At 65.7% G+C, this 14724-nt stretch carries 13 protein-coding genes and 1 pseudogene; 3 read left to right on the top strand and 11 right to left on the bottom strand.

Features of this window, described 5'->3' with window-relative positions:
- Nucleotides 1-78: 78 nt before the first annotated feature.
- From glnH to BM222_RS33880, 3 genes and pseudogenes are all read right to left on the bottom strand, one after another.
- Complete coding sequence (gene glnH, locus BM222_RS33890; protein ID WP_092238455.1) at nt 79-831, bottom strand: glutamine ABC transporter substrate-binding protein GlnH; 753 nt, start codon at nt 829-831, stop codon at nt 79-81.
- Nucleotides 832-1060: 229 nt separating this feature from the next.
- A pseudogene (locus BM222_RS33885) lies at nt 1061-1560 on the bottom strand (peptide deformylase).
- 9 nt (nt 1561-1569) lie between these two features.
- Entirely contained in the window at nt 1570-2046 is a 477-nt protein-coding gene (locus tag BM222_RS33880) for an Lrp/AsnC family transcriptional regulator (protein ID WP_092238452.1), read from the bottom strand.
- A 110-nt stretch (nt 2047-2156) separates the two neighbouring features.
- On the opposite strand from BM222_RS33880, the gene BM222_RS33875 reads away from it, so the two are divergent.
- Together BM222_RS33875 and BM222_RS33870 are read left to right on the top strand one after the other, a co-directional pair.
- Nucleotides 2157-2690, top strand: a complete 534-nt coding sequence (locus tag BM222_RS33875) for an RBBP9/YdeN family alpha/beta hydrolase (protein ID WP_092238449.1) — start codon at nt 2157-2159, stop codon at nt 2688-2690.
- 242 nt (nt 2691-2932) lie between these two features.
- Complete coding sequence (locus BM222_RS33870) at nt 2933-4162, top strand: MFS transporter (protein WP_092238446.1); 1230 nt, start codon at nt 2933-2935, stop codon at nt 4160-4162.
- A gap of 18 nt (nt 4163-4180) precedes the next feature.
- On the opposite strand, the gene BM222_RS33865 is transcribed toward BM222_RS33870, so the two are convergent.
- From BM222_RS33865 to BM222_RS33830, 8 genes are all read right to left on the bottom strand, one after another.
- A complete protein-coding gene (locus tag BM222_RS33865) occupies nt 4181-4567 on the bottom strand; it encodes an ester cyclase (protein ID WP_092238443.1) in 387 nt (128 codons plus the stop codon).
- Nucleotides 4568-4623: 56 nt separating this feature from the next.
- On the bottom strand, nt 4624-5496 hold the full coding sequence (locus tag BM222_RS33860) for a bifunctional helix-turn-helix transcriptional regulator/GNAT family N-acetyltransferase (protein ID WP_092238440.1): 873 nt from the start codon (nt 5494-5496) through the stop codon (nt 4624-4626).
- A 62-nt stretch (nt 5497-5558) separates the two neighbouring features.
- Nucleotides 5559-6743 (bottom strand): VWA domain-containing protein, encoded by a 1185-nt coding sequence (locus BM222_RS33855; protein ID WP_092238437.1) that lies wholly within the window; start codon nt 6741-6743, stop codon nt 5559-5561.
- Nucleotides 6740-8965: a DUF5682 family protein gene (locus BM222_RS33850; protein WP_092238434.1), complete on the bottom strand. Its 2226-nt coding sequence runs from the start codon at nt 8963-8965 to the stop codon at nt 6740-6742. The genes BM222_RS33855 and BM222_RS33850 overlap by 4 nt, the downstream gene beginning before the upstream one ends.
- A 4-nt stretch (nt 8966-8969) precedes the next feature.
- Nucleotides 8970-10046: an ATP-binding protein gene (locus BM222_RS33845; protein ID WP_092238431.1), complete on the bottom strand. Its 1077-nt coding sequence runs from the start codon at nt 10044-10046 to the stop codon at nt 8970-8972.
- Entirely contained in the window at nt 10043-11473 is a 1431-nt protein-coding gene (locus BM222_RS33840; RefSeq protein WP_092238428.1) for a DUF5691 domain-containing protein, read from the bottom strand. The genes BM222_RS33845 and BM222_RS33840 overlap by 4 nt, the downstream gene beginning before the upstream one ends.
- On the bottom strand, nt 11466-12854 hold the full coding sequence (locus BM222_RS33835) for an SWIM zinc finger family protein (RefSeq protein ID WP_092238566.1): 1389 nt from the start codon (nt 12852-12854) through the stop codon (nt 11466-11468). Before BM222_RS33835 ends, BM222_RS33840 begins: the two co-directional genes overlap by 8 nt.
- Before the next feature lie 98 nt (nt 12855-12952).
- On the bottom strand, nt 12953-13327 hold the full coding sequence (locus BM222_RS33830; protein WP_092238425.1) for an MmcQ/YjbR family DNA-binding protein: 375 nt from the start codon (nt 13325-13327) through the stop codon (nt 12953-12955).
- Nucleotides 13328-13446: 119 nt separating this feature from the next.
- On the opposite strand from BM222_RS33830, the gene BM222_RS33825 reads away from it, so the two are divergent.
- On the top strand, nt 13447-14073 hold the full coding sequence (locus BM222_RS33825) for a PadR family transcriptional regulator (protein WP_092238422.1): 627 nt from the start codon (nt 13447-13449) through the stop codon (nt 14071-14073).
- The last annotated feature ends 651 nt before the right edge of the window (nt 14074-14724 follow it).

Genomic DNA, 14724 nt, shown 5'->3' with positions numbered 1-14724 from the left:
GTTAGCGCAAAGTGCGAAGCGGTTTTCCGGAAAGATCATGTTCAATCAACGACCCGGTTGCGCGCCGCGACGCCTGAATCAGCTCTTCGGCGGCTCGGCGCCGAACCACTTCTTGTAGATGGCCGTGTAGGTGCCGTCGCCCTTCAGCTTGGCCAGCGAGGCGTTGACCTTGGCGACGAGCTCGCTGCCCTTCGGGAAAGCGATGCCATATTGCTGGGCCATCATCCGGGGACCTACGGTCTTCACCTTCCCCTGGCCGTTGGTCTTGATGTAGTAGAGGACGTTGGGCGTGTCGTGCATTGCGGCGTCCGCGCGTCCCGTCGCAACCTCGAGGTAGGCGTTGTCGCTGTTGGGGAAGAGGCGCAGCTCCGTCGCCTTGAAGTGCTCCTTGGCGTAGTCGGTTGCCGACGTGCCGGTCTTCACGGCAAGCGTTTTGCCGGGAAGATCTTCTGGACCCTTGATTGTGCTGGTGGCCGGCACCATCAGCAGGAACCCGCTGTCGTAATAGCCGTCGGAAAAGTCGATGACCTTCTTGCGCTCGTCCTTGATGGTAATGCCGGCCAGCCCAACATCGACCTGCCTGGTCTGGAGCGCCGGGATGATGCCGTTGAAGTCCATCGGCTGCAGCGTGTAGGTCACCCCGATATCCTTGGCCACGGCGGCCCACAGGTCGATGTCGAAGCCGACGTATTTGTCGCCCTCCTTGAACTCGAACGGAACGAAGGCGGTGTCTGTCGCGACGATCAGGTCGCCGGCCCGAGCAGGTTGGCCGAGGGAGAGGGTTGCCGCGACGGCTGCGGCGGCGGTCAGGCTGGCAAGCGCGAACTTCATTTGGGATCCCCTCTTTGCTGGGAGTGCCACGGAACCCCCATAGCATCGCACAGACGGCGCAAAAGAAAAGTGCATACTTTTGTGCAATGCATCGCAAATTTGCACGAAATGTTGGCAACCTATTCCCCGCGTTTCGCGAAGGGTTGGCACAGCTCGGAGGCGACCTGCTCAGTTCTTGCAAGCAGTCGTGGAATTTGGCGCTGGATTTCCCGCGGCCGACCCACGCGAGTTACGAAGTTCGCGTCATCTTCTCGAACTTCTTCACCAGCCGTTCCCGCTTCAGCCGCGACAGCCGCTGGATCCAGAACATTCCGTCGAGTGGTCGATCTCGTGCTGGTGGCAGACGGCGCGCAGGGCCTCGGATTCCTCGCTTTGCGTGATGCCGTCGAGGTCCTGATAGCCGATGCGAACGCGGGCGTGGCGCTGGATGTCGTCGGTGACGCCGGGCATCGAGACGCTGCCCTCCTTGTGCAGGATCATCTCGGGCGAAGCCCATTCAATCTGCGGATTGACGTAAGTCTGCGGGCCAGTGGCGGCATCGAGCTCGAGCACGACAAGGCGCAAGGGCACGCCGATATGTGGCGCGGTTATACCGATGCCGGGTGCGGCGCGCATCGTCTCCAGCAAATCGGCTGCCAGCGCGCGCAAGCCATCGCCGAAGGCGGTGACGGGGCGGGCGGGCACGGCGAGCCGGCGGTCTGGATAGCGAACGATCGGACGAATGGTCATGATCGCACGCTAGCCTCTCTGGATCAGCTCACGCCCGATCCGCTTCGGCAGCTCGCTCCGCAGCACGATGGCAGTCGTCACGGAGCCATACCGGGCAATCGCATCGACGATGCTCTCGAGCTCCGTGGGCGAGGGCACGATCACCTTGAGGTGAAAGCAATCCTCGCCGGTCAGCCTGAGGACTTCGATGATCTCGGGCATCTCGGCGAATTGCTTCAGGCAGGCCTTGATGTGTTCGTGCGTCGTCCGCAGGCGGATGATTGCCATCATGTTGAGGCCGACCGAGGCCGGATCGATCACCGCGCGATAGGCCCTGACGATCCCGCGCTCCTCCAGCCGCTTCAGTCGTTCCGAGGTGGCCGGCTGCGACAGGCCGACCTTTCGCCCCAATTCCGAGACGCTGATGCGGCCATCGTCCTGAAGCGTTTCGATGATCGCAATGTCAGTCGGATCGAGAATGGGCTGAAAATCCTGGCTTCGCGTCATGACCTCTAATCTATCGGAATAGCGCCGCTCTTTCCGATGAATGCCAATTCCGTTTGCTGATGTAAACCGCCATGCTTCGCGGGTGCATGGCGAAACATCAGAGGTGAGGCGTGACGGAATTCATTCATTTGCCTGGAATCGGCAACTCCGGCGAGGCGCATTGGCAAAGCCGTTGGGAGCTGGCTGACCCTGACATCCGCAGATTCAGTCCGGCGAGCTGGGATCAACCCGATCTGGCCGACTGGATCGAGGCCCTGGACCTGGCCGTGCGTGCGGCGACGACGCCGCCGCTGCTGGTGGCTCACAGTCTTGGCTGCCTGCTTGTCGCACATTGGCAAAGGCAGAGTCCGTCGCGGGTGAAGGGGGCGCTTCTGGTTGCTGTTCCCGATCCGCGCTCTCCGGCATTCCCCGCGGAGGCTGCGGCGTTCGCGTCCGTGCCCGAACAGCGCTTCCGCTTTCCCTCGATGATCGTGGCCAGCACCAACGATCCCTATGCGTCTCGGCTCTACGTGCAGGGAAGGGCAGGGCAGTGGGGCAGCGAGCTGATCGACATCGGCGCGAAGGGGCATGTCAATGCTGCGAGCAATCTCGGCGACTGGCCGGAAGGACGTCGCATCCTCCTGGACTTTGACGCGCGCATTTAAGTCATGCCGGTGTTTTGCCCGACGAGTCAGTTTCGGCCTGACGTCGTGGGTTCCCCGCACTGCGATGAGCGTGTATCGTTAAGTCATTGATCCCTCTGTGGCCGGCTACTGTGCATGGGGTTGTTTTCGAAATCTTGTTGGTGAGCCGCGAATGCTTGCCCTAAAAAAATCTCGCAAGACCTGTCTGCTTTCGCCGTTTCCATTCGTCTTCCACGTGAGACAGACCTGATGGGAGACATACAATGACTGCTTCCGGATATCGCTGGGTGATCGTCGCCGCCGGCGGCCTGCTCGGCTGCGTCGCCATCGGCGGCATGTTTTCGCTGCCGGTGTTCCTGCAGCCGATCGCCAAGGACACCGGGTGGTCGGTGACCGGGATTTCCAGCGCGATGACCATCGGCTTCCTGGCCATGGCGTGCAGCAGCATGATCTGGGGCACGTTGACCGACAAGTTCGGGCCGCTGCCGGTGGTGCTGACCGGATCGACCGTGCTGGCGCTGAGCCTGTTCGCCGCCAGCCACGCGACCTCGCTGATCGTGTTCCAGTTCGTGTTCGGCCTCTTGGTCGGTGCCTCCTGCGCTGCGATCTTCGCGCCGATGATGGCGACCGTCACCGGCTGGTTCGACACCCATCGCAGCCTCGCCGTCTCGCTGGTCTCGGCCGGCATGGGCGTGGCGCCGATGACGATGGCGCCGTTTGCGGCCTGGCTGGTGTCTCATCATGACTGGCGCACCGCGATGCAGATCGTGTCGCTGGTGGTCGCCGTCATCATGATCCCGGTCGCACTGCTGGTCCGCCGCCCGCCGGCGCTGGCGCATCCGCCGGTCGCGGCAGCGGGTCCGGGCGGCCCGCAATCCGAGATGACGGTGGGCGAAGCGCTGCGCTCGCCGCAATTCCTCATCCTGCTCGCCACCAATTTCTTCTGCTGCGCCACGCATTCCGGCCCGATCATCCACACGGTCAGCTATGCCGTGAGCTGCGGCATCCCGCTGATCTCGGCGGTGACGATCTACAGCGTCGAGGGACTGGCCGGGCTCGGTGGGCGCATTGCCTTCGGCCTGATGGGCGATCGGCTCGGCGCCAAGCGCGTGCTGGTCTCGGGCCTGCTCGCACAAGCCTTCGGCGCGCTCGCTTATGTCTTCGCCCATCAGCTCACGACCTTCTACATGGTCGCGACCGTGTTCGGCTTCATCTATGCCGGCACCATGCCGCTCTACGCCGTGATCATCCGCGAAAACTTCCCGCTCAAAATGATGGGCACGGTGATCGGCGGCACGGCGATGGCGGGCAGCCTCGGCATGGCCACCGGCCCGCTCGCCGGAGGCCTGATCTATGACGCGTTCTCGAGCTACGCCTGGCTCTATATCGGCTCCTGGGCGATGGGGCTTGGCGCGTTCCTGATGGCGATGACCTTCCGCCCGTTCCCGAAGCCGCAGCAAGTCGAGCCGGCGACGGCACCGATGGCGGCGTGATCGGATCGAGGCGCAGCCTCAGAGCTGCGCCTCGATCGCCGCCTTGTCGATCACCGACCACACCTGCCGGATCTTGCCGTCATGAAATTCGTAGAAGACGTTCTCGCAAAAGGACACGCGCCGGCCGTTCACGGCGAGCCCCAGGAACCGGCCGGTCGGCGCGCAATCAAACGTCAGCCGCGCGGCTATGCGCGGTGGCTCGGAGATCAGCATCTCGACGTTGAAATGCAGATCCGGAATCTCGCGGAAATCATGCTCCAGCATCGCGCGATAGCCTGTGAGCCCGAGCGGCCGCGCATTGCGGGCGACATCGTCATGCACGAAATGCCCGAGCGCGGCCCAATCCTGCCGGTTCAGGCAGGCGATGTAGTTGCGATAGAAGTCAGCGAGACCGGCTGGCGTCATGGCGACACTCCCTGTGCTCCCGGGCTAACGCGGGAGCAGGGGAATCGGTGCGCTGCTCAGAGCCGTTTTTCGAAGAACAGATCCGGATAGGGGTCGTCGTTGAAGCGCGGAATCTCGCGCCAGCCGGTGGTGCGATAGAGCTGACCGGCCTCGGGCAGCGCGCTGTTGGTGTCGAGCCGCAACAGCGTGATGCCGAGCGTGCGCGCGGCCTCTTCAGTCGCCTCCATCAGGCGCTTGCCGAGCCCCAATCCGCGCGCGGAAGGGGCAACCCACAGACGCTTGATCTCGGCATAGCCGTGATCGGTGCCCTTCAGGCCGACGCAGCCGATCGGCAGCGTGTCCGACATCGCGACGATGAAGCTGCCGCGCGGGCGGCGCATGTCCTCGGCATCGGGGTCGCGCGACAGCGACACGTCGAAGCCCTGTTTGAAGCGCCGTCCGAGCTCGGCGTAATATTCGCTGAGGCAATAGCGCGCCTCGTCGCTGCGCGGATCCATTTCAGTGAGCGCGATGCGATCGCGCGTCAGCGCGGACGCGATCAGATCCATTGCGGCGAGCAGCGCCTCGGCTTGCGAGTTCCGAGCGAGGAGGCTTTCGGCTTGCGTGTTCGATATCCTCTCATAGGCTGCAAATTCCCGCTGACCTGCACGCGTCAAGCTAGCGACGCGCCGCCGCGCATCGTTCTCGTGCGCATGCGTCTCGATCAGGCCTTCCTCTTCCAGGCTGCGCAACAGCCGGCTCATCAGCCCGGAGTCGAGGCCGAGATAGTCGCGGACCTCGCCAATGTCGGAGCGCCCGTGTCCGATCGCGTTGAGCACGCGCGCCGCCCCGAGCGGCCGGCCGCGCCCGAGGAACGAATGGTCGAGTGCGCCGACGGCGGAGGTCACCGCACGGTTGAAACGACGGACGCGTGAGACGGGATCGAGCATTACCTGACTTTAGTCAGATATCGTGCTCTGGTCAACCGAAGCTCGCGTCAGGTTCGAGGCATTCATCCTTCGGGCCGGATCAGCTTGATGTCCCGATCGGCGGCCCAATCGGCAACGTCCTCGCGCTTCAGCGCGGTCGCCATCAGATCGGGAAACTGGTCCGGCGTACAGGCAAAGACGGGAATGCCGAGGCTCGCGACCTTCGCCGAGAGGGCGGGGTTGTAAGACGGGCGACCGGTGTCGGTCAGCGCCAGCAGGACGATCACGTTGATGCTGCCTAGGGTTGCGAGCCTGCCCAGGCGGTCGACCAGCGCGTCTGCATCGCCGCCTTCGTAGAGGTCGGTGATCAGCACCAGATGCGCCTTGGTGGGGCGCTCGATGCGGTCCTCGCAATAGCCGACGGCGCGGTTGATGTCGGTGCCGCCGCCGAGCTGGACGCCGAACAGCACCTCGACGGGATCGGCGAGCTCCTCGGTCAGATCCACGATCGCGGTGTCGAAACAGACGAGCTTGGTAGCGACCACGGGCAGTGAGGCCATGACCGCCGCGAAGATCGAGGCGTAGACGACGGAGGTCGCCATCGACCCTGATTGATAGACGCACAGAATGACTTCGTCGAGATCGACAATGCGACGCTGCTGGCGCAGAAAGCCAATCAGCCGTTCCGGCACCACCGTGCGATGCTCGGCCTGATAATGGCGAAGATTGGCCTTGATGGTGCGCGGCCAGTCGATGTCGGCAAAGCGCGGGCGGTTGGTCCGCCGCGATCGGTTGAGCGCGCCGCGGACCGCATCCGCCGTGCGCCGCTCGAGCCGCTCCATCAATTGGTCCACCACTTTGGCGATGACGATCCGTGCGGTGTCCTTGGTTTTCTCCGGCATCACGCCGCGCAGCGCGACCAGATCGGCGATCAGGTTTACGTCGGCTTCGACAGTTGCGAGGAATTCGGGTTCGAGCAGCATCTGGCGAAGCCCCTTGCGCTCGAAGGCGTCTTTCTGGATCACCTGCACCACTGGGGCAGGAAAGAACTCCCTGATATCGCCGAGCCATTTCGCGACGCGCGGGGCCGAGCCGCCGAGCCCGCCGCGGCCTTTTTTCGGCGCCTCGTCACCATCACCGTAGAGCGCCGTCAGGGCTTCTGACATGCGGCGGTCGCTATCGGACAGGGCCGCACCGGCTCCGCCGTTCTCGGCATCGGCGCCGAGAGCCAGGGTCCAGCGGCGGTTACGTTCATCACTCTCGCTCATTGCGCAGCTCCCACTTTGAGGAGCGCCAGCACGCGCGCCTCGTGCGGCGGCCAGACGGCACCGGCATCCGGGACAAGCCGGTAGCCCTTCGCACCGCCGGTGCCTCGCCCGAACAGCACATCCATCAACCGCCGGCGCTCGTTGCGATCGAGCGCCGAGAAGACGCGGCGGAACAGCGGCAGGCTGGCGGTAAAGGCATCGTCGGGGAGCGCCAGCAGCCAGCCATCGACTGCGCTGCGCAACGCCGCGTCATGGATCAAGCGTTGGCCCGCGCCCTCGAAGAAGCCTTCGAAAAAACCGGCCGCCTCGGCAACAGGCGTACCGGGCGAAAGCATGCGTGCCAGCAGGTCGGCGGTGTGATCGGCGGCCAATAGCTCGGCCTCGTAGAGCAACCGCGCCGCGGTGCCGGCGATTAGCCGCGTGGTCTGGTCATCGTGCAGCAGGGCGGTCAGCGCCTCGCGCCATCGGGCGACGATGTCGGCCTCGAGCTGGGCCAGCTGGATCGCGGTATCGGCTGCGAGGATCGCGCCGCGCAGCTTGGATGCTGCCGGACCGTCCAGATTGCGGGAGGCGTAGGGCAGGGCGATGGCCGCCTGCACGACGATCCGCGGCATCAGGGCTGCCAGATGCTCGACCGTGCCGGCACGCGCCTCGCCGTAGCGCAGGATGTCGGCCATTGGCGGCAAGGCGTCGAGCAAGGCTTGGCCGTCGCTGGTGAGGGCTGCCTTGGTTTCGAGCGCCGCGATGCCGGATTCGGTGGCGCGCGGCAGATCGGCGATCATGGCGTTGCGCACGAGGCTCGCCAGCGCGCCAAGCTCCGCCTCCTTGCTCATCGCCTCGATCAGGCGGCCGCCGGCCGCTTCCGCGATGGTCGAGCCATAGAGCAGGTTCTCGACCAGCCGCACTGCGAATTCCGGCTCCCAGCGCAATTGCCAGTTCTCGCGAAACGTACCGCGGCTGCGGCCTGCGTCGGTCAGCCGTCCCCAGGGCACGTCGAGCACGCCCAGCCGGTGCAGCAGCGTCGAGCGCATCAGCCCGCTTTCGCTGCGCAGATCGAGCGTCAGCGCCCGTTCGAGCGCTTCCGGTTTCAGCCGCGTCGCCTTCTGCTGGCGCTGGAGATCGTCCAGCAGCGGCGCCAATGGCGTCGACGGCGGGATCGAGCCGACACCCGCGCCGATCAGGAGCTCGGCCGCGACGTCGTCCCATACGGCCCGTTCGCCGTTGCACAGGCATGCGATTGCCGCCTCGCGCAGTTCCTCGAAGCCGGGTGAAGGCCGCTCGCGGAGCGCCGCGAGCGCGATGCCGAGACGCTGCGCCTCGATCACTGAGGCGGTCGAGACGAAATGACCGCGATCGCGCAGCACGCGCGTCACCCTGGCCAGCCAAAGGGCGACGCGATCGCCCTCGCGCGTCTCCCAGAGATGCGCGCACCAGCCGGGCGCGACCACGCCCGCGCCATAGCCGCTCGCGCGTGCGAGGCGCGGCGCGGTCCATGGTGCCCAGGTCGCCTTGATCTTCGCCTTCGGCCGGCCCTTGAGCAATTCGCGGTCGGTCGAAAGGCTGCGTCGCTCCGCGAGCGCCGGCACGTGCCAGGCGCCGCAAACGACGGCGACGGCGCCCTCGCACTCCTTCGCCGCCTTCGCGATCTCGATGCGCATATGCGCTTCGCGCGCGGCTTCGCGAGCCGATAGCGGCTTTTCTTGCGCGCGCAGTGCCGTCATCGCGTCGGCGACGGCAGCGAACACAGGACCTGTCGCAGGATTTTCCTCGATGACGTCGGACCACCAGGACTCGCCGTCGTCATACCCGGCCGCCGTCGCGAGCGCGCCGATCGGATCGCGGCTGACCGGGTCCTCCTCCGATCTCGCGGCAATCTCCTCCGCGATGTCGCTGGCCGAACTGCCCAGCCGGTCCGAGGCAGGCAGGTCGATGAAGCGCAAGGTTGCACCGTGGCGCACGGCCCAGCAGGCAGCCTGGTATTCCGGCGAATAGTCTGCAAAGGGAAAGAAGCTCGCATGAGCCGGATTGTCTTCGGCGTAGGTGAGCAGCGCCACCGGTGTCACCATATCCGGGTCGGCGAGCATGGGCAGCAGCTCGGAGGCATCCGATGGCCCCTCGATCAGCACCGCGACGGGCTTGAGCGCATCGAGCGCCTGCACCAGGCGCCGCGCCGATCCCGGCCCGTGATGCCGGATACCGAACAGATGGATGTCGCCGGCCATCGCGTCAGATCAGATCGGTCAGCGAGGCGTAATAGCCTTCGAAGCCGCGCTTCTTCTTCAGCACGGTCTCGAGATATTCGCCGAGCACGGCCGTATCCTGCACCGGATCCTTGACGACCGCGCCGATCATGTTGCTGGCGAGTGTCTCAGCCGTCAGTTCGCCGTCGTTGAAGAAGGTCGCCTGGCTGATGCCGCCGACCATCACGGCGATCGCCTCGGCGGTCGAGAGGCCGCCGGAGGGCGATTTCAGCGCGACCTTGCCGTCCTCGGTCGATCCCGAACGCAGCTCGCGGAAGATCGCGACCACCCGCGCCACCTCCTCAGCGACGTTCTTCGGCGCCGGCAGATCGAGGTTCTGCGCCATCTCGCCGACGCGCTTGACGACGATCGACACTTCTTGCTGGGCGCTGTCGGGCAGCGGCAGCACGACTACGTTGAAGCGGCGCTTGAGCGCTGAGGACAGCTCGTTCACGCCCTTGTCGCGATTGTTGGCGGTCGCGATGACGTTGAAGCCACGTTGCGCATAAACCGCGCTGTTGAGCTCCGGGATCGGCATCATCTTCTCGGACAGAACGGTGATCAGCGTGTCCTGCACGTCGCTGCCCATGCGCGTCAGCTCCTCGAACCGGCAGAGCTTGCCGCCTTCCATCGCGCGCATCAGCGGGGTCGGCACCAGCGCTTCGCGGCTCGGCCCATGGGCGAGCAGCTGAGCATAGTTCCAACCGTAACGGATCTGGTTCTCGTCGGTCCCGGCGGTGCACTGGATCACGAGCGTGGAGTCACCGGTGATGCCGGCGGCGAGGTGCTCGGACACCCAGGATTTGGCGGTGCCGGGCACGCCGAGCAGCAGCAGTGCGCGGTCGGTTGCAAGCGTCGCAACGGCGGTCTCGATCAGCCGCTTGTCGCCGACATATTTCGGCGTGATCGCGGTGCCGTCGGCTGCCGTACCGCCCATCAGATAGGTCACGACCTGGCGCGGCGACAGCGCCCAGCCGGGTGGGCGATGGCCTTCGCCCGCCGCGAGCGCCTTCAGCTCGGATGCAAAACTGTCCTCAGCGGGCAATCGCAGCTTCTCGCTCATGGCTTTTCTCCTTGATCGTCCAACGCGGCGTTGAGCCGCAGCATGTCGAGGCGCGGATCGGCTTGCAGTAGGCCTGCGCCGGTCAGCTGCTCCAGCGATCGTCGCGCGCTATCGCGCGAGGCGATGAGGCCCAGCGCATGAAGTTCCGCAACATGATCGGAAGGCTTGGCATCGTCGCGCCGAAGCGCGGTCAGCAGCTTGGCACCTGATGGCGCCGACAGCGGATCGTCGAGGCGTGCGGCAACGCCGGCGACCGCCTGCGCCATCTCGAAGCGGAAGCCGTGCGTGTGCAAACCTACCGCCGCGAACCTGGCCCGTTCGGCGGGCGCAAGCCGCGCAGCGAGCGCGACGATGAGGCCGGTCGCATCGTGCTCGCTCACGACGCCGGCGGCCTGCGCAAGCTGCGCATTGGTGCCGGGCTCCACGATCATCTTGATCAGCCCAGCATCGGCCGCCGGATCCACGTTCCAGTCCCAGGCGGCGATCAGATCCTGCGGGGCGAGGCCGAGCGCGCCCGAGAACGACGTCAGATCGGCACCCTCGAGCAGGACTTTCCGGCGCTGCCACTGTGCCGGCGTCTTGGGAGTTTCAAAGTCGATCACGCGGGAGCGACGCAGCAGCCCCTTCGTCTTCACCGAGAAGAAGGCGGCGAGCTCCGCAATATCTTCGCCCACGGCGGGACCGTGGCCGAGACGGGCGAGCATGGAAGTTGCCATTGCCTTGACCTTCGGCGCGCGATCGTTCGTCACAAGGTTTTCGAGAAAGGCAACGTCGTCGCCCGACAATCGCTCCGACAGAAGGGTCAACAGGCGCAGGCGCGCGTCGGCGTTCTCGCTGCCGAGCCTGGCTTCGAGCAGCGCGCGCGCCGCGGATGGATCGCGTCGCCTGAGTTCGATCAACGCGGCCTTGCGCGCGGCCGGCCAGAAGTCGTCCCAATTGTCAGCCGTGAGCTGGTCGCCGTTCTGTCGCGGCGTCGTCTCGCCGGCCGCGGCGAGTGCGGCCCAGTCGCGCCAGGCTGCATAGATATCAGGCGCATCCTCGTCGCTCGCATCGGGCATCCAGTCGGCCGGATGTGTCGTCCAGCCACGCGCGGCGAGGAAGTGGATGACATCGGCTTTGGACGCTGCGTCCTTGCTCGCCGCAAGGATACGGCGCACCAGCGGCCGCAATGCCGCCGAGACGGTCGGCAGCGCGAGGGTTGGAATGTCGGGCAGCACGCGCAGTGTAGAGGGTGGTTCGCCCGTCACGATTGTGCCGAGGAATTGGCCGGACAGAGCGAGCAGTCGCAACTCGGCCTCGACGGGATCGTCGCCAAGCTCGACGCGCCAGATTGATGCTGCGGAGGCTGCGGTCGAGCCCATGGTCCAGCGCGTCAGGATCGCGCCCATGGTCTCGAAGATGGCCTCCGCGCTGGCTGTTTCAGTCATGGCTGCCGATCCTTCCCCAAGGGGACTGTGCAGCAAGGATCGTGAGCCGGTTGCCCGACCAGATTGCGGCGGTACGTGTCAGTTCGGTGCCGGAGAGCAGGCCCTCCGCCTTGCCTGCGACGGGCAGCGCGGCCGCGCCGTCGGCCGCGCGCCACCAGGCACCCCCGGCATCGTCACGCGCGATCCGTCCCTGCGGCAGCAGCAGGGGAATCTCGATCGCCCACGGCTCGGCCAGCAGCGGCTGCGTCAATGCATTGGAGAGCGTTTGATCCGGCGCAGGCCATTCGGGCGTCAGCGTGGCCTGCGCGGCGTCGCGCCGGACGAGCAGGGCGCGCAGCGGCTGTTGCGACGGGTAGAAGACGAGCTCGCCCTGGAAGCGCTCGCCGGGCGTGAAGACCGAACCACGCCGTCCGGCACTCGCAGGAAAAAAGTCGAGCAGCATGGCGAAGCGCGGGCCTGATGCGGCGAGACTGAGCAGCCATGTGGTTTGCGAGACCAGGCCGTCGCGCCGTGTTTGCACCTGTTCGGCCAGCACCTCCCATTGCGTATCGATCCGCGGTGCGCTCGGATCTGCCAGCACCGTCTCGCGCGTCTCCGATGTTGCCACACTGCGCCGGATCGCGGAATCGCGCGGCGCCGCGCGGAAGGCGCGCGCGAGCAGCACCAGCTTGCCGAGCTCGACGACGGCGCCGCGCGGCCGGTCACCCGCGGCGAGTGCGAGCAGGCGGGCCGGCAATTCGTCGATCCGGCTGGCGAGTGCCGTGGCCTTGCCGTCGACCAGGCGCGCGGCGATACGCCGGCATCGCGCGGTCGCATCATCGATGAAGCCGGACAGGCCCAGGCGGAGCTGATCGCCGATCCACTGCTCGAGCGCATCCAGCGCATCCAGGATCGCGCGCTCGGTCTCTTCGTTTCGTTTGGCTGCCTGTGCCTCGCGCCGGGCGGCATCCTTCGGATCTTCAGTGGCCTCGGGCTCGACGACGCGCGCAGCGCGCAAATCCTTCTCGCCGGACGGAGCGGCGGCGCCTGCCGGCTTTGCAGCCGATGGGCCGCGCCGGCGCCCGAGCCAGTCGCTGACCCAGGCAGGCGTATCGGCGGGCGCAAACGGCACGATGGATTCCGCGTTCAGCCACAACAGGCCGAGCACGTGCTTGCAGGGGAATTTGCGTGACGGGCAGGTGCATTTGTTGCCGAGGTCGCGGAGATCAGCCATCACCCGGTAGGGATTGGCGCCGGAGCCCGCGCATTCGCCCCAGATCAGCGCGCCATCCGGACTGCCGCCGACGCCGGACCATTTGGTGGGCTTGGCAAGGCCGGCGGCCGCCTTGAGTGAGGATTGATCGGTAGCGAGTTGCTCGACCGCCTTCAGATCAATCGCCACGCCGGCTTCCCAATTCGAATCCAGGATGGGCAGTATATCGGCGAGCGATGAAAGCTCAATGTCGCCGCGCGCAGCCCATCGGCTGCACGCGGAGATCGTCACGCGGGTCGGGTCTCTAGCGACGCAAGCCCAAGCTCGTTGCGCGCCTTTCTCGTCAGCTTTGCCACGATCGAGGCGTGGGCCTGAGCGAGATAGGCCGTGAGCTCGGCATCCTCCAGCGCGTTGTTGCCGACGAGCTGCACCCATTTGGCCCGTGCGAGATAAGGCGCGGGCCGCGCCAGGCCGTGTTCGATCAGCATGGCGTAGGCCATGTTCGAGACCTTGAACATGTAGCTGCCCGTATCAGCCGTATAGCCGCCGCTCAGCGCGAACATCTTGCCGCCGACCTTGAACACGGACGTGCCTTCCCACTGCACCACCTTGGTGGCGGCGGGGAGGAGCAGGCAGCGTGCTTCGAAGGTCCTGGGTGTCATGTGCTTTCGATCGCGACATAGCACGCCGACCGGCTCCGCTCGCGATCACGGACGCGTGATTTGCGTGTAAACTATCGCAAGCTATATCGTAAGATATGTTTTGAGAAAGGGAATTCGATATGTTCACCAGACACAGAGACCACAGGGACTTCCACTTTGGCCACTTCGCCCATTTCGCCATGGGCCGGCATGGCGGGCGGCATCGCTTCGGCCGCGGCGGCCATGGCTTTTTCGGCCGCGGCGGCGATGACTTTCCCGGCGCACGGCGCCTGTCCTCGCAGGACCTCCAGCTCGTCATCCTGGCGCTGCTCGCCGAGAAGCCCGCGCATGGCTACGAGCTGATCAAGATCATCGAGGAGCGCTCCGAGGGATTTTATACGCCGAGCCCCGGCGTGATCTATCCGGCGCTGACCTATCTCGAGGAGGTCGGGCACGCGAGCGTCGCGCAGGATGGCGGCCGCAAGCTCAACAGCATTACGTCGCAGGGCGAGGACTATCTCGCCGAGCAGCGCGGCACCGCTGATGCGATCCTGCAGGCGCTGTCGCGGATCGGACGCCGCATGGACGAGGTGCGCGAGGCCTTTGCCGGCGTCAGCGATCTCGATGCCGACGCCTCCGACGAGCTGCATCGCGCCCGCCACAACCTCAAGCGCGCGCTGCGGTCCAAGCATGGCAGCGATTCTGCTGAGGCGCGTCGCATCGCCGCAATCCTGGAGCGTGCGGCCGCGGACATCCTCAGCAAGTAAGGGAAGCCTGACTGGACGGCGCATCGCTCCCCGGGGAGATCACGACATAAGCCGTCAAACCACTGCGCAGGGAAGGCCGGATGTTGGGCTTCACCTGTATGCCCCTGTGCAGCCTCTTGTAGCTCAACCCATCGCACAGTGGACCGCGGCTGCGGGGTCAGCACCCGGTCTTCCCTGCGCCTTCGTCAGACCAGGGTGAGGCGACAAAGCAAAGCTCGGGCGACGTGCCGCGAGGACGCGAAGCTGTGTCTGCTTGCTCCGTCATTGCGAGCGCAGCGAAGCAATCCAGAAGTGTATCCGCGGAGGGATTTTGGATTGCTCACATGGGGAGTTTGCGTGTCAAGGTGTTTGATCAGCTCTTTGTTCGATTGCAGGCCAGCTCTTCGTCCCGACCGTGGCAGTGTGAAGATGGCGCGCGCAGGTCACGTCAAGGTCGGCCCGGAGGGCCGCCGCGCAGCGGCTTGACCTTGACTTGACCGAGCACGCCATCAGGCTGGTGTGGTCGGGCGTAGCGGCGGAAGCTCCTTTCGGTTTGCGATCCAAGGGTCGAGCCGGTTTTGGCAAGCTGGTTTGCATGCCAGATCAAACTCACATTCGGTCGTCGCGAGGGTCACGACTGCACCAACATTCCGCTTGCGGCGGGCAGGCTCG

The organism is Bradyrhizobium sp. Gha, assembly GCF_900113735.1.
Classification (GTDB): Bacteria; Pseudomonadota; Alphaproteobacteria; order Rhizobiales; family Xanthobacteraceae; genus Bradyrhizobium.
Note: the sequence above shows the minus strand (reverse complement) of the source record. Positions and strands in the feature narration are given on the sequence as shown.